The organism is Alishewanella tabrizica (assembly GCF_014652375.1).
Classification (GTDB): Bacteria; Pseudomonadota; Gammaproteobacteria; order Enterobacterales; family Alteromonadaceae; genus Alishewanella; species Alishewanella tabrizica.
Window position 1 is genome coordinate 29,426 of sequence record NZ_BMYR01000012.1, and the last position, 26,016, is coordinate 55,441.

The 26,016-nt window shown below is 45.4% G+C and carries 28 protein-coding genes, 1 pseudogene and 1 riboswitch; of the genes and pseudogenes, 19 read left to right on the plus strand and 10 right to left on the minus strand.

Annotated elements, in window-relative coordinates; translation table 11 throughout:
* Nucleotides 1–24: 24 nt before the first annotated feature.
* Nucleotides 25–330, minus strand: a complete 306-nt coding sequence (locus tag IE070_RS13810; protein ID WP_189483784.1) for a hypothetical protein — start codon at nt 328–330, stop codon at nt 25–27.
* A 317-nt stretch (nt 331–647) separates the two neighbouring features.
* On the opposite strand from IE070_RS13810, the gene IE070_RS13815 reads away from it, so the two are divergent.
* Nucleotides 648–959, plus strand: coding sequence for a hypothetical protein (locus IE070_RS13815; RefSeq protein ID WP_189483785.1), 312 nt, complete (start codon nt 648–650; stop codon nt 957–959).
* Nucleotides 960–1,276: 317 nt separating this feature from the next.
* Here IE070_RS13815 and IE070_RS13820 read toward each other — a convergent pair whose 3' ends face one another.
* Nucleotides 1,277–2,521, minus strand: a complete 1,245-nt coding sequence (locus IE070_RS13820) for a DNA cytosine methyltransferase (protein WP_189483786.1) — start codon at nt 2,519–2,521, stop codon at nt 1,277–1,279.
* 488 nt (nt 2,522–3,009) lie between these two features.
* Here IE070_RS13820 and IE070_RS13825 point away from each other — a divergent pair, with 488 nt between their 5' ends.
* Together IE070_RS13825 and IE070_RS16790 are read left to right on the plus strand one after the other, a co-directional pair.
* Nucleotides 3,010–3,720 carry a PmeII family type II restriction endonuclease gene (locus tag IE070_RS13825; protein ID WP_189483787.1) on the plus strand — a complete coding sequence of 237 codons (711 nt, stop codon included), beginning with the start codon at nt 3,010–3,012 and terminating at the stop codon, nt 3,718–3,720.
* 101 nt (nt 3,721–3,821) lie between these two features.
* Nucleotides 3,822–4,124 (plus strand): annotated as a pseudogene (locus tag IE070_RS16790) (virulence RhuM family protein); the annotation flags it as partial.
* Nucleotides 4,125–4,325: 201 nt separating this feature from the next.
* Here IE070_RS16790 and IE070_RS13835 read toward each other — a convergent pair.
* Nucleotides 4,326–5,186 carry a YicC/YloC family endoribonuclease gene (locus tag IE070_RS13835; protein ID WP_189483788.1) on the minus strand — a complete coding sequence of 287 codons (861 nt, stop codon included), beginning with the start codon at nt 5,184–5,186 and terminating at the stop codon, nt 4,326–4,328.
* A gap of 146 nt (nt 5,187–5,332) precedes the next feature.
* Between IE070_RS13835 and rph the strand changes: the two genes are divergently transcribed.
* The 3 genes from rph (at nt 5,333) to IE070_RS13850 (ending at nt 7,263) form a co-directional block, all read left to right on the plus strand.
* Entirely contained in the window at nt 5,333–6,052 is a 720-nt protein-coding gene (gene rph / locus IE070_RS13840) for a ribonuclease PH (RefSeq protein ID WP_189483789.1), read from the plus strand.
* A gap of 2 nt (nt 6,053–6,054) precedes the next feature.
* Nucleotides 6,055–6,699, plus strand: coding sequence for an orotate phosphoribosyltransferase (gene pyrE / locus IE070_RS13845; protein WP_189483790.1), 645 nt, complete (start codon nt 6,055–6,057; stop codon nt 6,697–6,699).
* 192 nt (nt 6,700–6,891) lie between these two features.
* Nucleotides 6,892–7,263 carry a diacylglycerol kinase gene (locus IE070_RS13850; RefSeq protein ID WP_189483791.1) on the plus strand — a complete coding sequence of 124 codons (372 nt, stop codon included), beginning with the start codon at nt 6,892–6,894 and terminating at the stop codon, nt 7,261–7,263.
* A gap of 43 nt (nt 7,264–7,306) precedes the next feature.
* On the opposite strand, the gene slmA is transcribed toward IE070_RS13850, so the two are convergent.
* Genes slmA through coaBC form a run of 3 tightly spaced genes read right to left on the minus strand, consistent with a single transcriptional unit; the run spans nt 7,307 to nt 9,607 of the window.
* Complete coding sequence (gene slmA, locus IE070_RS13855) at nt 7,307–7,900, minus strand: nucleoid occlusion factor SlmA (protein WP_189483792.1); 594 nt, start codon at nt 7,898–7,900, stop codon at nt 7,307–7,309.
* A 16-nt stretch (nt 7,901–7,916) separates the two neighbouring features.
* A complete protein-coding gene (dut, locus tag IE070_RS13860; RefSeq protein ID WP_189483793.1) occupies nt 7,917–8,375 on the minus strand; it encodes a dUTP diphosphatase in 459 nt (152 codons plus the stop codon).
* Nucleotides 8,376–8,398: 23 nt separating this feature from the next.
* A complete protein-coding gene (gene coaBC, locus IE070_RS13865) occupies nt 8,399–9,607 on the minus strand; it encodes a bifunctional phosphopantothenoylcysteine decarboxylase/phosphopantothenate--cysteine ligase CoaBC (RefSeq protein ID WP_189483794.1) in 1,209 nt (402 codons plus the stop codon).
* A gap of 93 nt (nt 9,608–9,700) precedes the next feature.
* On the opposite strand from coaBC, the gene radC reads away from it, so the two are divergent.
* The 5 genes from radC to mutM all read left to right on the plus strand — a co-directional run bounded on the left by radC (nt 9,701) and on the right by mutM (nt 12,348).
* Nucleotides 9,701–10,375: a RadC family protein gene (gene radC, locus IE070_RS13870; protein ID WP_189483795.1), complete on the plus strand. Its 675-nt coding sequence runs from the start codon at nt 9,701–9,703 to the stop codon at nt 10,373–10,375.
* 171 nt (nt 10,376–10,546) lie between these two features.
* Complete coding sequence (gene rpmB, locus IE070_RS13875; protein WP_189434051.1) at nt 10,547–10,783, plus strand: 50S ribosomal protein L28; 237 nt, start codon at nt 10,547–10,549, stop codon at nt 10,781–10,783.
* A gap of 11 nt (nt 10,784–10,794) precedes the next feature.
* The gene (gene rpmG, locus IE070_RS13880; protein ID WP_008219722.1) at nt 10,795–10,950 is read left to right on the plus strand and encodes a 50S ribosomal protein L33; all 156 of its coding nucleotides are present in this window, start codon (nt 10,795–10,797) and stop codon (nt 10,948–10,950) included.
* A gap of 93 nt (nt 10,951–11,043) precedes the next feature.
* Nucleotides 11,044–11,535 (plus strand): hypothetical protein, encoded by a 492-nt coding sequence (locus IE070_RS13885; protein ID WP_189483796.1) that lies wholly within the window; start codon nt 11,044–11,046, stop codon nt 11,533–11,535.
* A 3-nt stretch (nt 11,536–11,538) separates the two neighbouring features.
* Nucleotides 11,539–12,348, plus strand: a complete 810-nt coding sequence (mutM, locus tag IE070_RS13890) for a bifunctional DNA-formamidopyrimidine glycosylase/DNA-(apurinic or apyrimidinic site) lyase (protein ID WP_189483797.1) — start codon at nt 11,539–11,541, stop codon at nt 12,346–12,348.
* Between the two features lie 12 nt (nt 12,349–12,360).
* Here mutM and IE070_RS13895 read toward each other — a convergent pair whose 3' ends face one another.
* The 3 genes from IE070_RS13895 to IE070_RS13905 form a co-directional block, all read right to left on the minus strand.
* Nucleotides 12,361–13,998, minus strand: coding sequence for a BamA/TamA family outer membrane protein (locus IE070_RS13895; RefSeq protein ID WP_189483798.1), 1,638 nt, complete (start codon nt 13,996–13,998; stop codon nt 12,361–12,363).
* A 90-nt stretch (nt 13,999–14,088) separates the two neighbouring features.
* Nucleotides 14,089–14,967: a mechanosensitive ion channel family protein gene (locus IE070_RS13900; RefSeq protein WP_189483799.1), complete on the minus strand. Its 879-nt coding sequence runs from the start codon at nt 14,965–14,967 to the stop codon at nt 14,089–14,091.
* Between the two features lie 10 nt (nt 14,968–14,977).
* Entirely contained in the window at nt 14,978–15,838 is an 861-nt protein-coding gene (locus IE070_RS13905; RefSeq protein ID WP_189483800.1) for a DUF432 domain-containing protein, read from the minus strand.
* 279 nt (nt 15,839–16,117) lie between these two features.
* Between IE070_RS13905 and mgtE the strand changes: the two genes are divergently transcribed.
* The 8 genes from mgtE (at nt 16,118) to IE070_RS13945 (ending at nt 25,671) form a co-directional block, all read left to right on the plus strand.
* Complete coding sequence (mgtE, locus tag IE070_RS13910; RefSeq protein ID WP_189483801.1) at nt 16,118–17,461, plus strand: magnesium transporter; 1,344 nt, start codon at nt 16,118–16,120, stop codon at nt 17,459–17,461.
* A gap of 139 nt (nt 17,462–17,600) precedes the next feature.
* Complete coding sequence (locus tag IE070_RS13915; protein WP_189483802.1) at nt 17,601–18,017, plus strand: hypothetical protein; 417 nt, start codon at nt 17,601–17,603, stop codon at nt 18,015–18,017.
* Nucleotides 18,007–19,179 (plus strand): hypothetical protein, encoded by a 1,173-nt coding sequence (locus tag IE070_RS13920; protein WP_189483803.1) that lies wholly within the window; start codon nt 18,007–18,009, stop codon nt 19,177–19,179. Before IE070_RS13915 ends, IE070_RS13920 begins: the two co-directional genes overlap by 11 nt.
* Nucleotides 19,179–21,584, plus strand: coding sequence for a putative bifunctional diguanylate cyclase/phosphodiesterase (locus IE070_RS13925; RefSeq protein WP_189483804.1), 2,406 nt, complete (start codon nt 19,179–19,181; stop codon nt 21,582–21,584). Before IE070_RS13920 ends, IE070_RS13925 begins: the two co-directional genes overlap by 1 nt.
* Before the next feature lie 40 nt (nt 21,585–21,624).
* Nucleotides 21,625–21,755, plus strand: a riboswitch (TPP riboswitch).
* A gap of 109 nt (nt 21,756–21,864) precedes the next feature.
* Complete coding sequence (locus IE070_RS13930) at nt 21,865–23,946, plus strand: TonB-dependent receptor (protein ID WP_189483805.1); 2,082 nt, start codon at nt 21,865–21,867, stop codon at nt 23,944–23,946.
* A gap of 11 nt (nt 23,947–23,957) precedes the next feature.
* Nucleotides 23,958–24,206 carry a hypothetical protein gene (locus IE070_RS13935; protein WP_189483806.1) on the plus strand — a complete coding sequence of 83 codons (249 nt, stop codon included), beginning with the start codon at nt 23,958–23,960 and terminating at the stop codon, nt 24,204–24,206.
* Complete coding sequence (gene pnuC, locus IE070_RS13940) at nt 24,203–24,829, plus strand: nicotinamide riboside transporter PnuC (RefSeq protein ID WP_189483807.1); 627 nt, start codon at nt 24,203–24,205, stop codon at nt 24,827–24,829. Before IE070_RS13935 ends, pnuC begins: the two co-directional genes overlap by 4 nt.
* Nucleotides 24,781–25,671: a phosphotransferase gene (locus IE070_RS13945; RefSeq protein ID WP_189483808.1), complete on the plus strand. Its 891-nt coding sequence runs from the start codon at nt 24,781–24,783 to the stop codon at nt 25,669–25,671. The genes pnuC and IE070_RS13945 overlap by 49 nt, the downstream gene beginning before the upstream one ends.
* Here IE070_RS13945 and IE070_RS13950 read toward each other — a convergent pair.
* Nucleotides 25,668–25,850 carry a helix-turn-helix domain-containing protein gene (locus tag IE070_RS13950; protein ID WP_189483809.1) on the minus strand — a complete coding sequence of 61 codons (183 nt, stop codon included), beginning with the start codon at nt 25,848–25,850 and terminating at the stop codon, nt 25,668–25,670. The genes IE070_RS13945 and IE070_RS13950 overlap by 4 nt on opposite strands.
* Between the last annotated feature and the right edge of the window lie 166 nt (nt 25,851–26,016).

The window sequence follows — 26,016 nt, forward strand, 5'->3', positions numbered from 1 at the left end:
ATACACACATGCGTTAACTAATTTCTAGGCTTCAACCGTTGCTGCAGTTAAGGTGGCAATTGGCCAAGCTAAATTAAACTGCTGAAGAATAGCTTGCTCCGCCGCTAACCACTTGCAAAAGTTATCCACCTTTAAGCTATAAGGAATGGCCAGCACATAATACTCATAACCTAAATAAACTAAATCGGCATAACGCCAAATACGCCCAGCATACACCACTTTATCCTGTCTTGCTGTTGCTAAGTGCTCAATAGCATTCATAGTTTTACATAGCTCTTGTAAACGTATTAGCCGGGGTAAATCTTCAGCGCGAATAGGTTGGTTGTTCATGGTTAGCTCGCTTGATGTTTGGGTATACGCCAACTCTAAGCCAGTGTGCGAATGTCTTAAAGGGCTTGGCGCAAACGCTTAAAAACATCTGCCTGAAAAACATACACTGAGTACCTGCACAGTATGGCGTGAAAAAAGAAACAGCCTAAGATGATGACTCACGGATGATATGTCATTAACCATGACAGGGTATGGACAAACTAGCAGGACGCTACTGGCAAGGATGCTTCTTGTAAGGAAGCAAGTAGCAAGGATGCTATTCGCTTGGATGCGCAGGGACAAACAGGCAAGGATGCCAATTACCAAAGGAGGCTTAAATGAGTGTGCTACAGCAAGACCTATTCTTAATAACCTTAGAAGCGCAATTTCGCGATCTATTTCAAGCCAGCAAAGCGGGTAAAGATAACCACGAACAACGCTTGCGCGCACAGGGCTTTATTCATGCCGGTGAGCTATTACAGCTATGCAGCCGCCAACAAGTGCAGCAATTAATGGAAAAGGCACACATAGAGGTATTTGGGATCAGCATTGCCGAACGCAAGCCCTCAGCCCAAGCGCGCCGCCAGCAAGCGTTGCAGTTGGGCGATTATGCTTACTTTGAAGAGCCAGCATTTAATCGGTTTTCTTGATCTAAATTCTTGGTATCTGTAAAAATACAAAGATATGCCATGTTAATTAAACTAGAACATTCTAAAAAAATATTACTTCTAAGCGCTAGAAATAACAAGCTGCCGATAATCTTTGCATATTGCATATTGCATATTGCATATTGCATATTGCATATTGCATATTGCATATTGCATATTGCATATTGCGTATTTCGGGATGATCCGGCCAGCGATTTCGGCATAAGGCACCAGTGCTGAGCGCACATGCCAGCGTATGCGGCGCAATAATCAAATCAACCAAATGAGAGAAGCAGAGGAGGTTTCTCTCACATAGCATGCTAGATTTTTTCGATGTCATTTAGTAAACGAACTAAAGCCCGACCGAGAGCCGCTGCCATATTTACTGGCACTGCATTACCAATTTGTTTATACGCTGCATTCATTGACCCTTTAAATTCCCAACTATCTGGAAATGTTTGAATACGCGCATATTCTCGCACTTGCAAAGGTCGTGTTTCGATTGGATGACATCGTTCAGTTTGTTTTTGAGCAGGTGAGGTAGTCAATGTTAAGCTCGGCTCACCTAGGGATAGTCGTCTTGCCATTCCAGTTTTACCGCCACTAAGAAAATAGCTCCCTTGCATATACTCTCGTTGTAAAGTATCTGGTAAATCCCGCCAATAACCGCCTTGTGGGACGTACTTTAATATATCTTGTTTTCTTTTGGGGTATAATTGGCCTTCCGATACTGGAACATCAGAGTTATATAATTCGCCCTTATAAAAAGCATCTGCTAATGTCATAATCCGCTGGTATGGTGAAGGCCAAATAAACTGTACTTTTTTTGCAAAATCTTTTCGTATGCCTACAAGTATTAAACGCTCCCTTTTTTGCGGCACTTTATAGAAAATTGCTTTTAATACTTTAGGATCTACAAGCTCATATCCGAGCTCATCTATTACATTCTTAATTGTTTCTAAAGTCTTACCATTTTCATGTGTTAGCAGTGCCCTAACATTTTCAGCCATAAAGACTTTTGGCTGGAGCTCATTAATTGCTCTTGCCATCTCAAAAAACAAAGTGCCACGTGTGTCTTCAAATCCTAAACTTTTACCTGCATATGAAAATGCCTGACATGGAAAGCCACCTGTTAAAATGTCTACATTTTCTTTAATAATCTTAAAATCAATATTTGAAATATCGCCTTCGACTACATTCCAGTGAGGTCTATTGTGTCTTAGTGTTTGACAAGCATATTTATCCAATTCATTTAGAAACACGCTCTCTAGACCTGCTTGCTCCATACCGAGAGCTAAACCTCCTCCCCCAGCGAACAACTCTACAAGATTATATTTACGAACTGGTTTTATACTCTGTTCTTGTTCCCAAATTGAGTTTTTAAAAGATTGCAATTCAGGAAGGTGTTCAACTTGCTCACTTGAAATCAATCCAGTATATGGATCCGCTTTAAGTTCGCCTTTTGAAAGTCTAGCCTCTATTGCTCTTTTCGGCAAAGATAGAATATCTGCAAGAATTTCAATGCTATAGTGTTTGCAATGGATGCTATTCTGGGTTTGAAACATTTACGTTCTCCTCAATGATGAGGTTTAATTACTGATCCAATATACAGTATTTTTGCAGTGCGGTCCAGCTTTTTCAAGTAATAGATTCTGAAATTTTGAATCCTTCTGATATAGCTAGGGTTTTTAACGTGCAATATAGTTTAACTGTCCTCCGGCGTATTATTGCCTGTTTCAGGTTTGAGTGTATAAGTGTAATGACCTTTTAGTCTGATTTAAGATAGTGAAAGTTGATAGATTATTAGTAAGTGGAAGTGAGTTAAATTCTTAGGGTAAATTTGTGCCTAAAAAAACACTCAAACTACCCATTTGTACATACGGATTGTTGTCAGATACAGCTCTTATGTTCGACTTCTGTTAAAAAACCTTTTATATGATGGCATGCTTTATGGTATCAATGCATGAAAATCACCTAAACTTTCTGAAGATAATGGTGTATTGATCTCGAAAAGTTAATTTTATTTAAATTATTTCGAATGGAGTCTAATGCTTTGAGTAAAGAAGTTTTGTTAAATCAGATTACGGCGTATTTTGAACAAAAAATATTTTTGAATCATAAAAAAATATCATTAAAGCAAAATGCTCAACTTAAGTCATACAATATTAATCCAATTGTTGTTCGTTATTTGTCAAAAATTCTCGCTGATGGTTTTACTCCCATGGGTGTTGCAAAGGCGCTGTATTACCCAAGAGTTTTAGGTACTTCGATCAATACATCGTTTGGCGATCGTATCCAAAAGATGTTTGTTGAGTTGGGGTTGGCCAGAGGCTCGCTAATAAAAGGCATGGATATAGAATTCGAAGATAAGATTGACGGCCGGAGCAAGTGGTGCCAGTTAAAGGCTGGACCAAATACTATTAACTCAGAGGATGTGAGGCCTCTTCTTAAGAAGTTTACGACCGTTACCAATCTTGCCAGAACAAACTCGATGCGACTTAATAATAGTGATTTAATCTTGGGTGTACTTTATGGCACCCGGTCAGAATTAAGTCAGCATTACATTACAATTAATGAACATTACCCTGTAGTTGTTGGTCAAGAGTTCTGGCATCGTTTGACGGGATATGAAGAATTCTATCGTGAATTAGTTTCTGAGTTAGATAGGTTGATATTTAGCCTTCCTACGGATGACTTCATAAACGAAGGCTGTGCGGCTTTAGCCCGGGAAATCGAGGCAAGTGGAATTTTAAATGGTAATTAATTTTAATATGCTTGAATTGCAAATGAACTATTGGATTCGCTTTCAATAGGTTGAGCTATCTAAAAGTTGATTCTTATGAGCGGAAAACGATAAGCAGAACCATGGCCAACCAGTGTGTTACTGCAATGTTAGGTGTGGTCGTGGTTGATACCTGCACAGACGGTCAAGCGCGTGTTCAGTGTCGTTTTGAGTCCGATACGTTGTGGCTTTCTCAGGCTGCGATGGCAGGGCTGTATCAGGTGAGTTCACAAGCGATTACCCGACATGTGAAAGCTATCTGTTCTGGAGAGGAGCTTGAGAAAAGTTGAACTTGTAAGGATTACTTGCAAGTTCAACTGGAAGGCGGCAGATACGTAAAGCGTAGTGTTCGCCATTAAAGTCTCCCTGTTATGCTTGCTGTAGAGTAACGCGTTCGATAAACACGTGGTACTCAGTTCCGCCAGTGGGCAACACGAATGTTGCAATAATACCTCGTCTATGTGGCGAGATTATGCAGAAGACCAAGCACTGCGCCGTAAACAAGTCTTCTTGCATGATTGGGTTGACAAAATGGATCAGTTCTTGAGTTTCAACGATCGGGAAGGTGTGTCATATCACCTATGATTTTATTCAATATTCTGGATCTGCTCCCGCATCTGTTCTATCAACACCTTAAGCTCCACCGCCGCATTGGTAATCTCTGTGCTAATGGCTTTGGAAGATAGCGTATTCGCTTCGCGGTTAAATTCTTGCATCATAAAGTCTAAGCGTCTGCCGCAGGCGCCGCCTTTTTTCAGGGTGTGGCGGGTTTCTTTAATATGGGCGTCGAGGCGGTCTAGCTCTTCGGCGACGTCAGATTTAGACGCTAAAAACGCCATTTCTTGCTCGAGGCGGTTTTGGTCTAAATCGGCTTTAATTTCATTTAAACGGTTGGTGATGCGGTCACGTTGCCATTGCATGGCTTGCGGTAAGTGTTCTCGGACAAAGGCCACGCGTTCGCCAATGGCGCTTAAACGCTGTTGGATCATCTCTTCAATGGCATCGCCTTCACGACCGCGGCCTGCCAGAAAGTCTTGCAGGGCAGCATCAAAACCCGCTAGTAACTCGCCTTGTAAGGCGTCTAAATCTTCAGTTGGAGTTTCCATTACGCCAGGCCAGCGCAGAATATCGGCAATATTTAGGGTCGCTTGTGGCGCTTTTTGCAGTAGTTGTTGGGCTTTATGTAGCAATTGCTCAGCAAATACATCATTTAACTGCAGTTCACCAGCAGCTTGATTGGCTTGGTAACGTAAATTGATTTCAATTTTACCGCGTTGCAGGCTGTTGCGCAGTTTGTCGCGCAGCAGGCTTTCTAAACCACGAAATTGCTCTGGCAAACGAAAATAAGATTCTAAATAACGCTGGTTAACCGAGCGGATTTCCCACTGGGCGGTACCCCAGTTGGCTTTGGTTTCGTGGCGGGCAAAGGCGGTCATGCTATGAATCATACTGGGCTTCCAAACGGCAAACTAAAAATACGGTTTTTTGGAGTATACCTGACTTTTTGGCAATTTGGCTGATTTTGGCGAATGGATAGCCCTTAGCGCGGTTAGCTTCTATAATAGCCGCTAACTTTATCTTCAGGAGTAGCCTTATGCGTCCAAGTGGCCGTACCGCCAGTCAAATTCGCCCGCTTTCTTTTACCCGCCAGTTTACTGCCCATGCCGAAGGCTCGGTATTGGTTGAGTTTGGCAACACCAAAGTGATTTGTACAGCCAGTGTAGTAGAAGGCGTTCCGCGTTTTTTAAAAGGCAAAGGCCAGGGCTGGATCACGGCGGAATATGGCATGTTGCCGCGCGCGACGCATAGCCGTAACGATCGCGAAGCGGCCCGTGGCAAGCAAGGTGGCCGCACTATGGAAATTCAACGCTTAATTGGCCGCGCGCTGCGCACGGCGGTAGATTTAAGCTTACTGGGCGAAAATACCATTACCTTAGACTGTGATGTGATTCAAGCCGATGGCGGCACCCGTACGGCCTCGATTACCGGTGCTTGTGTGGCCTTGGTTGACGCCTTTAGTTATATGCAAGCCAAAGGCTTGTTAAAAACCAATCCATTAAAATTTATGGTGGCGGCGGTGTCGGTGGGCATGTACCAAGGCAATGCGGTAGCCGATTTAGATTACGCCGAAGACTCTGCTGCGGAAACCGATATGAACGTGGTGATGACCGAAACCGGCAAAATTATTGAAATTCAGGGTACGGCTGAAGAAGCGCCCTTTAGCTTTGATGAAATGCAGCAAATGCTGGCGCTGGGCAGTGCTGCCATCAGTGATATTGTAAAAGCCCAGAAGCAGGCGTTAGGTCAGGAGTAACTATGAAAGCCTTTCAACGTGAATTTATTGAGTTTGCGCTGTCACGCCAGGTCTTAAAGTTTGGCAGCTTTACCTTAAAGTCGGGCCGTACTAGCCCGTATTTTTTTAATGCTGGCCTGTTTAACACTGGTAGCGATTTAGCCAAGTTAGGCCGCTTTTATGCCGCTGCGCTGCAGGATAGTGGCTTGGAATTTGATGTACTATTTGGCCCTGCTTATAAAGGTATTCCAATCGCCACCACGACCGCTGTGGCGCTGGCGGATCATCACAATCGGGATGTGCCTTACTGCTTTAACCGTAAAGAAGCCAAAACCCATGGCGAAGGCGGTAATTTAGTGGGCGCACCACTAAAAGGCCGCATCATGCTGGTGGATGATGTCATCACTGCTGGTACGGCTATTCGCGAATCGATGCAATTAATTCAGGCTCAGGGCGCTGAGCTCACCGGCGTATTGATTGCGCTGGATCGGCAAGAGCGCGGTCAGGGCGAGTTATCGGCGATTCAAGAAGTCGAACGGGATTTTAATACCGAGGTGATTTCGATTATCAGCCTGCCGGATTTAATTAACTATTTGGCGGATAAGCCGGAACTTGCTGAGCACTTAGATGCGGTAAAAGCCTATCGCGCGCAATATGGCGTGGCGTAACATATCAGTGCAATAATCCGTTGTTATACTTTATTTTACGTTGCTTTGCGCTGCGTTGAGTAAGGCGACGATATAGCGAGTACGTAAACGGTATTGTTGTGAGTAACAATGCCGTTTTCTTTGTGCAAAAGGCAATTAGGTGGCGTTTTGTCAGATCGTCTTTTGCTGAGCTACAAAATGAAAGGATGCCGTATGCAAAAACCGAATGGCACTGGCCTGGGTAGAATTATTAAAGCGGCGCGCTGCTCCATGCAAGGCTTTGCTGCCAGTTGGAAATTTGAATCGGCTTTTCGGCAAGAGGCAACGTTGACCTTGCTCGCTTTGCCTTTCGCTATTTGGTTAGCCAGCTCAGCGAGTCAGTTTGCACTGTTAATGGCAGTGTGGTGCCTAGTGTTGGTAGTGGAGCTCTTGAACTCAGCTATTGAATCGCTAACGGATCGGGTTGGGTTAGAGCGGCATGAACTCTCTGGCCGGGCGAAGGATATGGGATCAGCAGCGGTGTTTGTGTCGTTAGTGATTGTAGCGCTGGTGTGGGGCGCCGCCTTATGGGAGCGCTTAAGCTAAGCGTTTAAGCTAAGTGCTTAGGCTAAGTGCTTAGGCTAAGTGCTTAGGCAAAAATACTTTGCTCCAGAAGCGCCCATTGGTTTGCCCAATACTGTGTAGGCAGGCGTTTAAAACCTGAGCGCACAAATTGATTTATTTTTCCTTCCACGGTGGCTAATAATAAATTAGCCAACTCGGTCTCGTCGACGCTAAAGCCTTTTCCTTCGCGTAATTTACGCTCACGCAAGCATTGTTTGATTTGTGTTTCTAGCTTTTCGAATAAGGCCGCGACACGTTCTAATAATCGCTCTTGTTCACCTTGTAGTGCATCGCCGGTTAAAATGCGGCAAAACCCGGGGTTGCGTTCAGCAAAGACCAATACCAACTGCAACATTAAACTAATGCGAGTGTGTGTGTCTTTATGCTCTTCGGTAATGGCATTTACCCGCGACAACAGCGTATCTTCGATAAACTCGATAAGGCCTTCGTACATTCTGGCTTTACTAGGAAAATGCCGATAAAGCGCGGCTTCCGACACGCCCACTTTTTCAGCGAGCGCGGCGGTGGTAATACGTTGGCCATTACTGTTGCTTTGTAGCATGGCAGCTAACGCTTGCAAAATATCTTCTTTACGATTGGGTTTTTTAGCTGTAGTCATGCGCGCAGAGGGTTCCTTACTGCTTACCAGAATGGCCGAAGCCGCCTTCACCACGTTCTGTGCTGTCAAAGCTATTTACTACGGTAAAGTCGGCTTGGACTACCGGCATAAACACTAATTGTGCAATACGATCACCGGGCTCAATGGTAAAAGCGTCTGAGCCACGATTCCACATCGACACCATTAATGGGCCTTGGTAGTCGGAATCAATTAAGCCAACTAAGTTACCCAGTACAATACCGTGTTTATGGCCTAAGCCTGAACGAGGCAAAATGGTGGCGCAGAGATTGGCGTCGCCGATGTAAATGGCGATGCCAGTGGGGATCAGCACGGTTTGGCCAGGCGCTAAACTAAGGGTGTTCTCTAAGCACGCCCGTAAGTCTAAACCAGCCGAACCGGGTGTAGCATAGGTGGGTAGAGGAAAAGTACTACCGATGCGTGGATCTAGAATTTTTAATTCAATGGCTTTTTTCATAACAACTTCTTTATACGTTTATTTTAGGTTTTATAGTGCTGGCTGATCAGTGCAATAAGTTGCTCTGCCAGCTGCTGTTTAGGTTGTACCGGTAAATCTAGCTCGCCACCACGCCAAATCACGCTAACTGCGTTTTGCTCGCTATTAAAGCCAATCTGACTGCCAGAGACATCGTTGGCGCAAATCATATCTAAGCGTTTGTTAAGGAGTTTTTGCCGAGCATAGTCCAGCACATTACGCGTTTCAGCGGCAAAACCCACGGTAAAAGGACGCTGCTGCGTTAAGGCGGCTACGCTGGCAATGATGTCTGGGTTTTTTATCAGTTTAAGCTGCAGTTCGTTGTCATTCCCTTTTTTCAGCTTGTCGGTGGCGATCTCTGCTACCCGATAATCTGCTACAGCGGCGCATCCGATAAACACATCTGAATTCACCGCGGCGGCAAGCGCAGCCTCTAACATTTGTTCTGCACTTAATACCTCAATACGCGCTACCCCAGCAGGTGTGGCAAGTTGTACCGGGCCGCTAATAAGGGTTACTTGAGCACCGGCTTTCACCGCCGCTTCGGCTAGCGCGAAGCCCATCTTACCAGAGCTGTGATTACTGATGTAACGCACCGGATCGATAGCCTCACGGGTGGGGCCAGCAGTGATAGTAAAGCGTAAACCTTGCAGTTTTTTGACAGGCGCAAATAACTGCTCAGTAAGCGCAGTGAGCTCTAAGGGTTCTAACATGCGACCCGCGCCCACATCACCACAGGCTTGTGCGCCAGAACCTGGGCCGAAAATGTGAAAATTATGTTCTTTTAATGTTGCGATATTTTTCTGGGTAGCTATATTTTTATACATCTGCTGATTCATTGCAGGGGCTACAGCCATCGGCGCAGCACTGGCAAGCACGCAGGTGGTTAAGAGATCATTGGCTAAGCCATGGGCTAACCGAGCGATTACATCGGCACTGGCGGGGGCAATTAAAATGAAATCGGCCCATTTGGCCAGTTCAATATGGCCCATCGCCGCTTCGGCGGCAGGGTCAAGCAAACTGTGACTAACCGGATTACCCGACACCGCTTGCAGGGTTAGTGGCGTGATAAATTGCTGCGCAGCGTCGGTAAGAATAACCCTTACATCGGCACCACGTTCTTTTAGTCGACGTACTAGATCAGCACTTTTATACGCAGCAATACCGCCACTGATGCCAAGCAAAATACGTTTAGAAGCAAGGGTTTGCTGCATATTATCGCTATCTCAGCCAAGTTAAGATGGGCATAAGATAGCATGGAAACACAAATTCAGCATCCGTTCAGCGCTAGGAAAAAGGAGATAAGCATGGCTATTACTGATTGGCCGCTGGCAGAGAGACCACGCGAAAAGCTTTTGGTTCAAGGGCCGGAGGCGTTGTCTGATGCGGAACTACTGGCTATTTTTTTGCGAGTGGGTATAGCAGGGATGGATGCGGTGACGTTAGCCCGTCAGTTATTACAACATTTTGGTGGCTTAAAACCGTTGTTAGCTGCCAGCCAAGCTGAGTTCTGTCAGGCGCGGGGATTAGGTGAGGCAAAATATGTACAATTACAAGCCGTGCTGGAGTTAAGTCGGCGTTTTTTGCAGCAACAATTAAAGCGCGATACGGTGTTTTCTGAGCCTGAATTGGTACGAAAATATTTAAGTCATTTACTCTCGCATGAACAACGCGAGGTGTTTATGGTGCTTTACCTTGATAATCAACATCGTATGATCTGTGCTGAGCCGCTTTTTCAGGGCACTATTGATGCCTCGCCCGTATACCCACGTATTGTAGTTCAACGCGCTTTAAAGCATAATGCAGCCGCTGTTATTCTGGCTCATAATCATCCTTCTGGGGTGGCCGAGCCAAGCCGTGCTGACAGAGCGATTACCGAGCGTTTAACCCAAGCTATGGCTTTGGTAGACATCCGGATATTAGATCATTTTGTGGTGGGTGATGCCGAAGTGGTATCGTTTGCTGAACGTGGCTGGCTGTAATGAAATGCTGGCCTTTCCGAGCGCTGTGTATAAGGGTGCTGGGTATAATTTGTCTTGAGTTTAACCGCGCTTTCGTGTATAAAGTGCGCCCTCATCCATTTTCGGGGCAACCTTCAAGGCCAGAAGGGTGAAAGATAGCTCGAGCTGACGTAATTTTGGAGAAATATTGACATGTCTAGAGTATGCCAAGTAACTGGCAAAGGTCCGATGGTAGGTAACCGTCGTTCGCACGCCAACAACGCGACAAAGCGCCGTTTCCTGCCTAACCTGCAAACTCACCGTTTCTGGGTTGAAAGTGAAAACCGTTTTGTTACTTTACGTACTACCCCACGTGGTATGCGTATTATTGACAAGAAAGGTATCGACGCCGTTTTAGTAGACGTTCGTGCCAACGGTCACAAGGTATAAGGAATTAACAAATGCGCGATAAAATCCGTTTAGTTTCTTCTGCTGGCACAGGCTTCTTCTACACTACAACGAAGAACAAGCGTACTATGCCAGAAAAGATGGAAATCAAAAAGTTCGATCCTAAAGTGCGTAAGCACGTGATTTTCAAAGAAGCGAAAATCAAGTAATCGATCTACAGAAACCCGGCCAACGCCGGGTTTTTGCTTTTTAAACCCTGCCTGCGTTACTATGTTTCAAATCCTTCTGTTTGTTTGCCTGTTATGTTGAAACTCTCACGTCGTAATTGGAATAATATTCTGATTTTTTTGGTATTGGTGTTGATGTATAGCCTATACGATTGGTCTGGCACCACCACATCTGGCACGCAGTCACGCATGCAATTGGTGCCTGAAGACGCGCAACTATTGAGTGTTTCTATTGATAACTTAAGATTAGTGCAAATTGCTGGGCAATGGCGTATTCAGCCGGTGAGTCGGGCCGGGGTGGAACCACAGCAATTGGCCAATAGTTGGCAATATACTATTTTGCAGCCTGTGGCGGAGATAGCCGGTAAAAATTGGGTGCCGGTTGCGCAAGCCAGCGTGCAGCTTGTTGGGGAATTTACCCCACAGATTTGGCTGCTTTATCCTGAACCGAATTATGTTTCTGCGGTAGCGTCGTCACAGCCAGGTTTCTTATTGCAACAGGTGGGTCAACCACAGCTTTATCAGCTCTCTGCCGCGCAAGCGCGGTTATTATTTTTACTGGAGTAACGCATGCCCGAATTACCTGAAGTTGAGGTATCGCGATTAGGTATTAGCCCGCATTTGCAGCACCAAACCGTGGTAAAGGTTATCGCTCGGCAGCGGCAATTGCGTTGGTGGATCCCTGATGAGGTGATTACCCTGACCCAGCAGCCAATTTTAGCCATAAGCCGCCGTGCCAAATATTTACTGCTTACGTTACCCACGGGCAGCATTATTATTCATCTTGGCATGTCAGGGCATTTAAAAGTGGTGCCTACTACGTTGCCGGCCGAGAAGCATGATCATATTGATATTGTACTGAGTAATGGGATGAGCTTACGGTTAAATGATACACGGCGTTTTGGAGCGGTGTTATGGCAAGCAAATGAGCAAGAACATCCATTATTGGCGTTGTTAGGCCCTGAACCACTTACTGAGGCATTTACCGTTGATACGTTAGTGCAAGCTTGCGCGAAACGCAGTGCCGCAATGAAACTGGTGTTAATGGACAATAAAGTGGTGGTTGGTGTGGGGAATATTTATGCCAATGAGGCACTGTTTAAAGCCGGTATCGCCCCACAGAAACCGGCAAATCAAGTCAGTTTTGCGCAGTTGTCATTGCTCACTACCGTGGTAAAAGAAACCTTGGCTGCCGCTATTGTGCAAGGCGGAACCACCCTTAGAGATTTTAGTCAGGTTGATGGTAAGCCGGGGTATTTTAAACAAGAGTTATTAGTTTATGGCCGCGGTGGTTTACCGTGCGTCAGTTGTGCACAACCATTGCAAGAGATCCGCTTAGGACAACGCAGTACGGTGTTTTGTCGTCATTGCCAATGCTAACTGGCGGCCAGGTTAAAAACGCCGTTTGGCAGTTGCACGCCATTGCCAACTGCTAATATCGGGATTATCGGTGACTGGACGGGTAAGATCGATATGGATCATGGTGCCGCGACTAGAATGGCTAGACAATAATCGGATCCCAATACCTACCCCCAGCAGAATCTTATCATCAAGCGTGGTTTGGGGTTGTAGAGGTAGAGCTTGTTTCTCCGCTGATGCCCCCCAACTGCGGCCTACGTCGGTAAATGCAGCAAAACCGACATCAAAAATTTGCCACAGATTCCAATCGGTATAATGGCGATATTCTGCGGTAGCAATCATCCGATTATCGCCGCGTTGATAATATAAAGGAAAGGCGCGTAGCCCGCTGTCCCCCCCTAAGTAGAGGCTTTCATCGGCAAATAAATTGCGACCACGCTCGGCCGAGATACTGGCGACAATGCTGTTCCGGGCGTTTAATGCATGATTAAGTTGTAGCGATAAGTGCAATAGTGTTTGTTGGGTATTGCGCCAGTCTAACTGATGGTAGCTAAGTTCGCTAAATAACCAGGTATCTGTTTGCAATTGCAAGGCTTTAGCGGCACCAAAGTGCAATTGTAGGCCCGTATCATCTGCACCCAGCCAAGATTGCAATAATCCCAGTCGCAGCTGCAGTTGCCAACCTGCGTTGATGTCTTCTACACGATTAAACTGATTAATATTGTAGAGCTTTTTAAAATCATCTTGTAACAATTGATATTCAAGCCATAACGAAGACAGGTTGCGATCGTCGGGAAGTTGCAGGCGTGTGCCAAGTTGTTCATCAAAGGCTACGTCTTCCAGCGTTAAGCCGACTATGAGGCGTTGGATGCTTTGACCAAGATCGGGTAATTTCAACCCCACAGAACTTTCAAATTCATTGCGAGTTCTATCGTATTCGTTAATGCTTTCAGCTAACAAATACTCGGTAACTTGTTCTTTATTTTTAGCAAGATCAACATTCAGTGCCCAAGACGAATCTAAGCGATAGAACGGGCGTTGCAAACCGATATGATAGTTTTCACCATCTGAGTTATTCGCATAACTTAGTGAGGTATTCCAATAGCTACCAAAAATGTTTGGGCTGCCAAAACTCAGTAAATAACCTGTACGCTCGCTGTCCTTGGCATAGTCTAGTTGAATTTGATTGCCAGAACCGAGCAAATTGTCCTCGGCAATGCCTAGCGAGTATTCACTTTTTCCGCCTTCGCTAGACCAATCAATTTTCGGCAGCAATGACCAGTTGTCCCAGGTACTTACTTGAACCACCACACTATTGGTGTCGGCACAATAGTGTATTACCTCAATTTTAGCATCACGCAGATAGCGCCGGCTGCGTAATAGCCGTTCTGTTTCAGCCAGCTCGGCAAGGTTAAGGGGGGTATTTTCGGTAAAAAGCAGATCGTCGCGAATGGTCGCTTCTTTGCTGATCATGTGGGTGTTATTGGCAAAGCGGTGTAACCAGAAAACCCCTTTTTCAGTCAAGTCGAACACATTATTACGTTCAAAAGTGATGGCAGTAATCGTTGGTGATTGTTGAGTGAGCAACGCACTGTCAAAGGCGCTATTACAGGTGGCGTATAGCGTGCAACTGGTAAAACATAATGACAACAGGCTGACACTACGCCACATTTATTTACTCCTTGTGACCCGGCTTTTTCACCTGAGTCAGTTTACTATGGCCGATTTTCTTTAAAATTCCAAGCAACATTGGTAAGTCCCTTAGCGTGTTTGGCTATCTTGCGATGTTGTCGGCGCGTTTTGCGGCGCACTGTCGGTAACAATACGTACCGGAAACGGTGGGGTTTCGCTACCGGCATACAGGGTGCGATGTGGAAAGGGGATTTCGATACCCGCTGCATCAAATGCCAATTTAATCTCTTCTTGTAAGCTGTTACGCAGCTTAAGAAAGTTTGTGGTACTGCTCCACACCGAGAATTGAATCGTCAGGGCGGAGTCGCCAAAGCCTGTGAATAAAAAGGTGGGGGCGGGCTCTTCTAGGCTTAATGGATTTTTTTCGGCAACGTCAAAAAGTACTTGGCGTACATGCGCGATATTTTCTTTGTAGGCGACCCCTAACTGTAAATCAAAGCGACGAATGGGGAAGCGAGTTAGGTTGGTCACTTCGGATTTGATCAGGCTTTCATTGGGTATCCGGACAAACAAATTATCGAAGGTGCGTAACTTTACTGACAGTAAATCAATAGAAAGGACTTCGCCCACAGTGGTACCCACCCGGATGGTGTCGCCAATTTGAAAGGGTTGTTCGCCAATTAAAAATAAGCCGCTAATTAAATTTGAGGCCGAGGTTTGAGAGGCAAAGCCAATCGCAACAGACATGACACCTGCAGCCCCCAACAATACGCCTAATGAAAACCCTAATTGGTGTAAGGCTGAGGCAGCGAATAATGCCAAAATGATCCAGTAAATCACCCGGCGAAACAGCGAAGCATGATGCCTGGAAAAGTTGTTGCTAATGATTTTTTCGGCGGCTTTGGCGGCAAATCTCGCCAATATAAACCCTACGCTAATCAATAATAGCGCTTGTAAACTGTTTACTACTGTATCGGATTTGACAAAGGTGATTAGCGTATCAAACATAGCGCGATCCTTACTGACTAAAAATACCGGTAAATGCCCGCACTAGACTGTGTTTGTCGGGCATCTCGCGTGGTGGCGTTAACATATCAACAGTGCTGACCCCTGGCGGCAAGGTTTTATCAATTTTAAAGCGTGTTAGGCTGCCATGTGCTTCGTGCAATAACGTTATCGGATCAGTCCATAAGGTGCCGTCATCGCGTCCGTACAGGGCTAAAAATGGCAGTGGGATACTAATTTTATCAATAGTGAGCATCTTATCGGAGCGGTTTTCAATGGTCACCGCGGTTACCGCGCGATGAGGGCGAGCGGGAATGTCTGTTAAACTTTGTCTGGCCTGCGTTTTATCCGCATAACACAGCTGACCATGCTGGGTAGAGCTGCCAAACCAGGTATCGGAGAGGCGTTGTATTGGCATCTCAAATAACGGCGTCACGGGCTGCTCTAAGCTGACCTGAATACACACCGGCGAACTGATATAAAACACACACTGTTCGCCAGCGGGGATGCTAACGGGTTGACGTGTTTTTACCACGACGGGTCGCTCAAGAAGTTTTGGGGTTAAACGAAATGCTGTGGGGCTGTGCCGAAATACATAACGCTGCGAAGTCAGCAGCTCCGGTAGGCACGCAATAGGTTTACTCACGACGTGGCTTGTTGTTAATACACGTTGTGTTTCAAGCGCAGCCACAACGGATTGGTTAGCCTGCGGTGTGGCAAGCACTGCGGATTCACTGGGGGCAACACTGAACTGCCATTCTTGCTGACCACGTTTAAAATATAAGGCGATAGGCCCAATGGTATAGTGCCAACATTCATCTAATGCCAACGATTGTGGGTGCCACCACGGTGCCAGTGCGGCATGTTCTGTCATATTTACCTCCATCATTGCATCTGGCTATGCTAACAGAAAGACAGAATTAATCGGCAATACTTTGGCTGCTCAGGTTGAGTTCAGCCGACATAGCTTATAAAATACGACTAAATTTGCTGTTAAGGCAATGTGTTAATTCCTGATGAGGAGCATGTCACCTTTATGGACATACCGAGTAGTAGGCCAAGTCTACCCTTTCTAAAGTTCAATTAATTCCTGCTTAATAAGCTGAGCTGTATGTCAGCCTCTTATTAGGCGTATTGCTAATAAGAGGTTTATATGGAACTTCCGGTTCTTATTGCTACGCTTCGGGCTGCGCTTACCCATAACACGACCCATTTATTACGTGACCAGTTAGAAGATGTGCATCCCGCTGACTATGCCGCAGCATTAACCGAGTTTACGCCAACAGAATTGTGGGATTTATTAACCGCATTGCCACGTGCTGAGCAAGCGGAAGTGTTTGGCTATTTGCCCACTTCTGAGCAAGTAAAATTAGCTATTCGGATCAGTCGTCGCAAGTTGGCGCCAATCATTCGGCAAATGTCGTCAGATGAGCGGGCTGATTTATTTAATCGTTTATCTGCTGAACAGCGCGATACGCTATTACCCGCATTAGCGCAAGCTGAGCGCGAAGATTTACTGCGTTTATCGGCGCATGAAGAAGGTACTGCCGGCGCCATTATGACGTCGGATTATGCACTGTTACCGCCTAATTTAACGGTACGTGAAGCCATAGAAGTGCTGCGTTTAGAAGCACCCGATAAAGAAACCATTTATTCTTCTTATGTTGTCGATCAATCGCGCAAACTCATTGGTGTGGTGAGTTTACGGGATTTAATTTTGGCACCGGTTAGTATGCGTGTTGATGATTTAATGAATCATGATCCCATTTATGCCACTGTTGATATGCCACAAGAGGCGATTGCAACCTTGATCGCAAAATACGATTTGTTGGCCCTTCCCATTGTAAATGCCCAGCAGCAAATGGTGGGTATTGTGACATACGACGATGCAATGGATGTGGCGGCTGAAGAGGCAACAGAAGATTTTCATAAAACAGCGACGATTGGCAAGCTAGAGAGCAGCGTTAAGCATGCCGGTATTGGGTTACTGTATCGTAAGCGCGTATTTTGGTTAGTGGTATTAGTGTTTGGCAATATTTTTTCAGGGGCGGGCATTGCGTATTTTGAAGAGACGATTGCCAGCTACTTGGCCTTGTTGTTCTTCTTGCCTTTACTTATCGCCAGTAGCGGCAACGCAGGGGCGCAGTCGGGTACCTTGATGGTACGTGCGTTAGCCACTGGTGATATTAAATTACGGGATTGGGGCTCCTTACTGGGTAAGGAATGTATCGTGGCAGGTTTGCTGGGCTTAACCATGTCAGCAGCTGTGATAGGGTTAGGTTTATGGCGTGGTGGACCCGATATTGCCGTGGTGGTTGCTGCGACGATGATGCTGGTAGTATTGGTTGGCAGCTTGATTGGTTTATCGCTGCCTTTTCTACTGAGCCGGTTTAATCTTGATCCTGCGACGGCAAGTGGTCCATTAATTACCTCCATTGCCGATGTGGCTGGTGTACTGTTGTACTTTTCTATTGCGAGATGGTATCTGGGATTATAATTTTTAGTCAGGTAACAACCCAAATGTACTATTGCTTAAAAAGAGTGTATTCAATATCTTAAGCATAGTTTCGCTAGACTTTAAGCCGTTGAGCATATTTTGAGCAACGGTTTGCCGGAAGTGGGTTTACAAATATCAGATGAAATTTCTTTGTGCAATTTGCTGCTTATGGCTACTTGCTTGGCCTTTACATGCTGTAGAGGTTGTTGCACATGCTTCTGTCAGCGAGCAGCGACTCAGCACTAGCCAATTAAGGGCTATTTTTACCATGCGGCAAACTCGCTGGGCGGATGGTCAGCTTATTCAGGTGTTTGTATTACATTCTGAGCATGAGCAGCATCTTTTATTCAGCCGAAACTATCTTAAAATGTTTCCCTATCAATTAGATGCAATATGGGCGCGGCAGCGATACTCCGGTATAGGCAGTTTTCCCATTCAGGTGACCTCGCTGCTCGAAATGCAGCAACGGCTACAACAAACGCCAGGAGCCATTGGTTACCTGACAACAGATCTTATGTCTTCTGATTTAAACGTGGTGGCCATCAATGAAAAATAATCTAACGTTCTCATTACTGGTAACGCCATTGTTGTTTTGTTTGCCCATGGTACAAGCCGATCCGCTAAGTGTGCATGGTTTTATTGCGCAAGGTTTAACACAAGCAAAAAACAGTAACGCTGTTAATAATGATGGTGACGTGTCTACGGAATTGACTGAGGTTGGGGTAAATGCGAAATGGACGCTTTATCCTAAAATTAAGTTAGCAGGGCAAGTGGTTTATTTAAATGGGGGAAACCGTTATGCCAACGGCGCCCGTTTAGATTATTTGTTTGTTGATATCAGTTTAACAGATGAGTTTGATCATCAATTAAATGCCTATCTAGGGCGTTACAAGAATCAACATTGGTTATATTCCAGTACGCGGGATGTGCCCTTTACGCGGCCCAGCATTATTTTACCGCAATCTATTTACTACGATGCCTTTCGTGATATTGCTGTTGCCAGTGATGGCGTTGCTATCAAAGGGTACTTACAACATGAACTTGGCGATATAGAATATAACTGGAGTATCGGTTCTACCAATATTACTGATGAACAAAGTAAAACATTACTTAGTTCAGCGATCCAAGGAAGCGCTAAACAAAAGTTTGTGCATCAGGCCAGTTTGTTTTGGCAACCCTCTAGCAGCCGCGCGACCTATGGTATGTCGTTGCTGGACTCCGATTTTAGCTATAAACCGGGTGCGATCGATTTCTTTAGTAACGGTGATGTGACGGTACAGCGGATGATGTTGAACTGGCGCTATCAAGCAGAAAAATGGGAATTAGCGGCAGAGATCATGCAAGAACGCATGACAATTGCAGGCTTTTTTCAACCTGAATTCTTGCGTGCGCAAAGGGGAATGGGGGGATATTTACTCGGTCGTTATCGGTTTGATAGCAAATTAAGCGCTGTTGTCGCATTGGATTATTTAACGCAAAACAAAGACGACAAGCGCGGTTCGCAACTTCCGGCTACGGGCATTCCGGCTTTTTTTGGTTATCAACAAAGTGCGATGGTAGGGACTACCTATACCATAGCAGATAATTGGCAGTTACAGGCTGAACACCACTGGGTAGATGGTACTGGCAGGCTTTCGCCAAGTTTAGTGCCTGATCTTAATATTAATAAACAGCGCTATTGGCAACTGTGGGCGCTGCAACTGACGTATTGGTTTTAATGCGTTTTTTTAGCTTCCCAACAAAAATTCTCGCGCTTACCTTAGCGCTGATGCTGGTGCTTATTGTGTTAGTCACCAGCATGTCGTTGCAACGATTAAACGAGAGCTTTGCTGAGCAACAAGAATTAAAGCAACGACAGGTAGAGCAGCATTTTACGCAATACCAATTAATGCTACAAAGCCAACAACAAGCGTGGTTTGAGAGTTTTGCCGAGCTAACCGCTTTACCACAGCAAACGGGATTTAGTGCCTTATCGGCTGCGTTACAACAGCGTTATGACGCCTTAACGCTATACCTCAACATTGAAGCCTTGTGGTTTTTTGACAGCGCACAATCACAATTTACGTTTGAATCTGAGGCCTTTCCTGCTGAGCTCATGGAAATGATAGAAAAAACACGCACAGCGCAGCGGCCTCATTATCGCGTGTATTGTCAGGCGCATTGCAGTAGCGTGGTCAGCCTGCCATTATCGGATCAAGAGGGTAATATTGCGGTACTGGTGTCTAGCCAAACCCTTGCCGATGTGGTGATTGCGCTTGGCAAAGCCATGCAAAGTGAAGTGGCTATTGTTAGGATGGCAGAGCAACAATTATCAGTCTTGTCCGTGACAACATCGGAAACCACCTCGGCAGCAAATTTAACCGCGATGTTAGAGCAACAAAATGTCGCTAATGTAAACGCGATTGCTTCATCAGGCGTGATTTTACAAGGCACGCCCTATTTTGTGCATCAGTTACCGCTCGTTCAGCAAGCAGAGCAGCAGTTTTCGTTATTGTTGTTAGAAGACATCCAGGCTTATCAATTGGCAAATCGCACGTTTCAATGGCAACTTGTTGGCTTCGCACTGCTATGTTTTTTACTGTTTTTTTGGCTGACTTATTGGTTAACACGGCGATTAACGGGGCGTTTATTGCAAATTTCCCGTGCGTTGCCTTTATTGGCAGAGAGTCAATTCCGCGCGTTTCGCCAAGCGTTGCCAAAGGCTTCTACTTTATTAAGTGACGAAGTCGATCGTTTACATGATGCTAGCCAGACCTTAAGCCGTAAGTTGGAAAAACTGCAAGATGATATGAGCGCACAAACGCGCGAGTTAGAAAATATGGCGATGTTTGATTTACTGACCGGCCTAGCGAATCGCAATATGTTGCAGTTTCAATTAAAAAAACGAATCGCCGCATTGCACGCTGAGGGTAATTACTTGGGATTACTCTTTTTAGATGTAGACCAATTCAAACGCGTAAATGATATCCGTGGCCATGAAGAAGGCGATAAACTGCTTATCAAAGCGGCACAACGATTACGTTCGGTATTAACAAAGACCGATTTAATCTGTCGTTTTGGTGGCGACGAATTTATTGTTGTGACGGAGGTATCAACTCCTGAGCAGCTAGCCTTATTGGCGCAAACGTTAATTGATGCCTTCCACCAACCAATGCTAATTGAGCAGGAAGAATATCAGCTGAATATTAGCGTTGGTATAAGCAGTACCCGCAACGCAGATTTAAAGCCAGATGATCTTGTACGGCAAGCTGACTTAGCCATGTATCAAGCAAAAGGTAAAGGTGGCAATAGTTTACATTTTTATAGCCAACAGATGTTTGAAGCTTTCCAAGATCGTTTAGCGCTGGAAAGCGATTTAAAACAAGCGCTGTTACACAATCAATTTGCTATACATTTACAGCCTAAAATTCGCTTAACTGATCGCCGTTTACAAGGCTTAGAAGTGTTATTGCGCTGGCATAGCCCGGCACGAGGCATGGTTCCTCCAGATGAGTTCATCGCGGTTTTAGAATATGCGCATTTGATGATCCCAGTGGGATATTGGGTGATTGAGCAAAGTTTTGAGGTTATGGCGGCGTTACGTTCTGCGGGATGGCGTGATCTTACTATTGCTATCAATTTATCTGCGGCACAGCTCAACGATGTGAAATTACTGGCCCATTTAGAAAAGATGTTAACGCACTATGAGCTGCCTGCTGAGGTGTTTGAGTTAGAGCTTACTGAAAGCATGTTGGCTAATAATATTGAAGAAACCATTGTTAGTATGCAGCGATTAAAACAGCGAGGCTTCCGCTTAGCCATTGATGATTTTGGTACCGGTTATTCCTCGCTAAGTTATTTGCGACAAATGCCGGTTGATACCATTAAAATTGATAAAAGCTTTGTGTTTGGCATGTTAGATAATCAAGCGGATTTTGACATCATTACCTCAACGATTGCGATGGTGCGTAAGCTTGGATTAGAGGTAGTCGCTGAGGGGGTAGAAACACAAGCGCAATGCAAAACTTTAATACAACATCAGTGTGATATTGGGCAAGGCTATTTATTTTCTAAACCCGTTCCAGCTGCTGAACTCAATAAACACCTGCTCAAGCACATAGACGAAAACGGTCAATGGCGTTAGTGAGTAGCTTGTGTTTTAGCTCGAAAACACCTAAACTGCTGCGGCAACCAAGGGGTGCACTTTATCGTTTGCCTGTAACACGCCATACGATAAGCTGCTGAGATGCTAATGAGCAAACCCTTAGAACCTGATCCGGATCATACCGGCGGAGGGATGGTGCTAACTCCCCATCAGAACAACATTATGTTTATTTTACCGCAGTAGCATAACTGACGGCTAAAACAATAAAGTTGCTTTTGAACAGTGTGATCCTCAAAGTCTATTTTGGAGCCGATCACCTATGTCTTTACGTTACTCTACAGTGTTTCTCGCGGTTATATCTGCATTCTCCTTGCATGCTTCTGAGCAAGATATTGAGCATATTTCAGTAAAGGGCGATTTTCGGCAACATAATTTGCAGCAAGTGGCGGGCAGCGTTGCTGTGCTTACTGAGCAAGATATGCAGCGACAATCCGCTCAACATTTAGATGATGCGCTACAACAGTTTGCCAACGTAAATTTTGCTGCTGGCGCATCGCGCGGGCGCTTTATTCAAATTCGCGGTATTGGCGAGCGCAGCGAATTTATTGATGTCATCAATCCTTCGGTGGGTATTTTAATTGATGGCATCGATTATGCGGGGCTGGGCATCAGTAGCATTGCTCACCCTGAGCAATTAGAAATTTTTCGTGGTCCTGAAGCGACCCGTTTTGGCACAAACGCACTCGCTGGCATGGTAAATTTGACCAGTAAAAATCCCACGTTTACCCCCGAAGGAAAGCTAAGTGCAAGTGTAGCGAATTACGACAGTTGGCAATTGTCTGGCTATCATAGTGCGCCTGTGGCTGACAATGTTGCGTATAGCCTGACATTGGATAAGCAAAAATCAGATGGGTTTATCGATAACGCACATTTAAATCGCGATGACACCAACAATATAGACGAATTTACTGGACGTTTTAAGTTGCAGTATCTGGCGACAGAACAACTCCAACTGGGTCTAACAGCACATGTGATTGATCAGCAAAATGGTTACGATGCTTTTTCGTTAGATCGTAATCGTATTACCTTGTCGGATGAACCTGGTAAAGATATTTTGCGCAGCGATGCCTTAGCGCTTAATCTTGCTTATCAAGGGTTAAGCATTGCCGATATCACCGCGCAGCTAAGCTATCTTAATGCTGATTCTGATTATGGTTTTGATGAGGATTGGAGTTTTCGCGGGATCGCGCCAGGATGGGAGTATTCTTATCAAGATCGTTACCTGCGCCAGCGTGAGCAATGGACCCTAGATTATCGCTTTGTATCAAAACCTGCTGGCCAATTGTTTGGCCATACTGATTGGGTGTTAGGCATGTATGCCAGTCAGCGTGATTTAGGTTTGCAGCGGTTGCGCCGTGCCGAAGACGAGCAACGTATGTTTGCAAGTGAATTGGCGCGTCGTAATTTATCAGTCTATGGGGAAACCCAAACAGCGCTTACTGAACAATTACGTCTTGTAGTCGGGGGGCGCGTTGAACAGTATCAGGATGATTACGCAGATGTGGCCGGTATCATGCTTGATTCCGATAAAACCTTATGGGGGGCTAAAGTCAGCCTTAATTATCAGCTTAATCCCCAGGCCTTGTTGTATGGTTTAGTCTCGCGCGGCTATAAAGTGGGCGGTATTAATGGTGAAGCGTTATCGAAAGCCGCAGAAGAGGAATTTGCCATTCTAACCACCAAAGCACGTTTTGCGCCTGAAAGCGTGATTAATGCTGAATTTGGCGTAAAGGGTAGTACGGCAGATGGTCGTCTTACCACGCGGGTGGCTGCTTTTTATATGTGGCGCCAAGATATGCAAGTTAAGGGTTGGATTAATCCCGATTTGGGCCCTGAATTTGCCGGTTTTATTGATAATGCGGCGAGCGGCCGCAATTACGGCGTAGAAATGGAAACCCGTTTGCAAGTAAATGAACAGCTTAACGTGTATGTTAACGCAGGGTATTTACAGTCACGTTTGGGCCAGTATGTTACTGACAGTGGTATTGATTTAACCGGGCGTGATCAAGCTCATGCGCCACGTGTGAACTATAGCGTGGGGGCAGATTGGCTGCTAACCGAGCAATTATCATTGCAAGCGGGTGTACAAGGGAAAAGCCGTTTTTACTACTCTGATGGTCATAATGCCGAGTCAAGCGGCAGTGAGTTAGTTAATCTGCGCGTAAGTTATCAATTGCCGCAGTGGGAATTGGCGCTGTGGGTGCGTAATGCGTTAGATCAGGATGTGGGTGTGCGTGGTTTTTACTTTGGTAATGATCCTCGCGATGAATATGCGCCGCACGTTTATGAACAATTTGGCGAACCCCGCCGTATCGGTATTACTGCCAGTTACAACTTTTAAGGAGCGTTACCATGCAATTATCGGTTGAAATTAGTAAGTATCCGCTGGCGAATGATTATAAAGGTCCTATTGAAGCTTTTATCGATCAATTGGGCCAACAACCTGGTTTACACATAATAACCAATACGATGAGCACGCAGATTTTTGGGGAATATGATGTGGTAATGCACGCATTACAACAGTGTATGCGTTGGTCAATGCAAACCTATGGCAAACTGATTTTTGTCTGTAAGTTTATCCCGGGTGATTTGCGGCCATGAATGAGTTACTGAGTAAGCTTATTAATGATTGGCAGCTTATGCATAGCGTTGAGCTGGTGGCAACCTTGTTGGCACTGGCTTACGTGGTGTTGGCATTAAAACAAAGCATTTGGTGCTGGCCTGCCGCCTTACTCAGTACCTTGTTATTTACCCATGTTATGTGGGACTCCGCGTTATTATCTGACGCCTTATTGCATCTTTATTATGCGGGAATGGCCATTTATGGTTGGTGGCGTTGGCGGCAAATAACGCAAGACGCAGCAGGTAGCCAAGCCGTATTTGAATGGTCATGGCAGCGCCATCTACGGTTAATAGCCTGTACGGCGGTGGCTGGGGTATTGTTAGGTTACCTGATGGCAAACTACACTCATGCTGATTTTGCGTGGCTGGATGCGCAAACTACCGCCTTTAGCATTGTGGCAACGTGGTTAGTGGCTAAAAAACTGGTGTCTAATTGGTTATATTGGGTGGTGATTGATGCGGTGTGTATTTTTGTTTATGCACAAAAACACCTGTATTTTTTGACCGCCTTGTTTATGCTGTATACCATTATTGCTTTAGTGGGATACTTTGCATGGCGCAGCCATTATCAACTGCAACACAGCCCGATGCCGGCAAGGTGATCACGCGTTTTTGCCAGCATCTAGAATTCTTTGCCAGTCACCCGCCTTTAGAGGTTAGCCCTTTAGTGTCGGGTGAAAACAATTTGAATTATTATGTACGAACCTTGCGTGGTGAATATGTGCTTCGCCGTTATCCTACCGAGACATTGGGGGTGTGCCGTCAGCAAGAATTACGCTGTCAGCATGCGGCGGCGGCTGCTGGCTTAGCGCCGGCACCACTGTGCTTAAATAATCACCAACAATTATTGATTAGCGAATATGTAAGCGGGGGCGAAACGTTACAGTTAACGCCGACACGCTTACTCATGCTTGCGAGTAACGTAGCCCGGTTACATTCATTAAAAGTACAAACGCCATTATTAGCGGTTAATCAGTATTTGCGTAAGCTAATGCATAATGTGCAATGGGATACCATAACGCCAGCAGTGGCGTTATTTAGTGCCTTGCAACACATTGCTACTGAATTTGAACAGCTAACACCTGACATCGTGTTGTGTCATATGGATTTACATCAAGGGAATTTATTGTGGGCAGGCGATCGCATTTGGTTACTTGATTTTGAATACGCTCAGCTCGCCGACAGCAGTTTTGATATAGCGGCATTGTCGTTGCATTTTGCGTTAAGTAAAGAGCAAGAAATGGCGTTTTTAGCACGGTATTATCAGCAGCGACGATTTATCGATAACCAAAGCGCCCAGCGTTATCAGCAGAGTTTGTGCCAACGCCTCGCCTTGGCCAAAATCTTGTATAGCGGGTTTTGTTGGCTTTGGTATCAAGCGCAAGCTGAATCACAAGCGGCGGCTGCGCAGTGGTGTGCCACGCTTAATGCGCTGTTAGATTAGAGCCCACCTAAGCGTTCTGCCAATACTTTGTAACGTTTGACATCTTCAGCGTCAAATTCAGGTTTGCCATCTTTATCTTTGGCACTGGCCATTAATAAATTCTCTCTGGCTAAACGCTCTACCCGTGTCTCTGGGATCCCCAATTCTTGTGCGACTTCTGCTACGGTCATCAATGCCATATTACCCTCTTTATCTCGCGTTATTAATCATTAACCTTAACAATATAGTCATTATGGTGAAACTGGCAATATTAAAGCAGCAGGCATAATAAAAAAGCGCCGAAAGCAGGGGAGATTTGCGGTGGGCTAAGGGGGATTATCTGCTTTCTGATAGACGGATATGCTA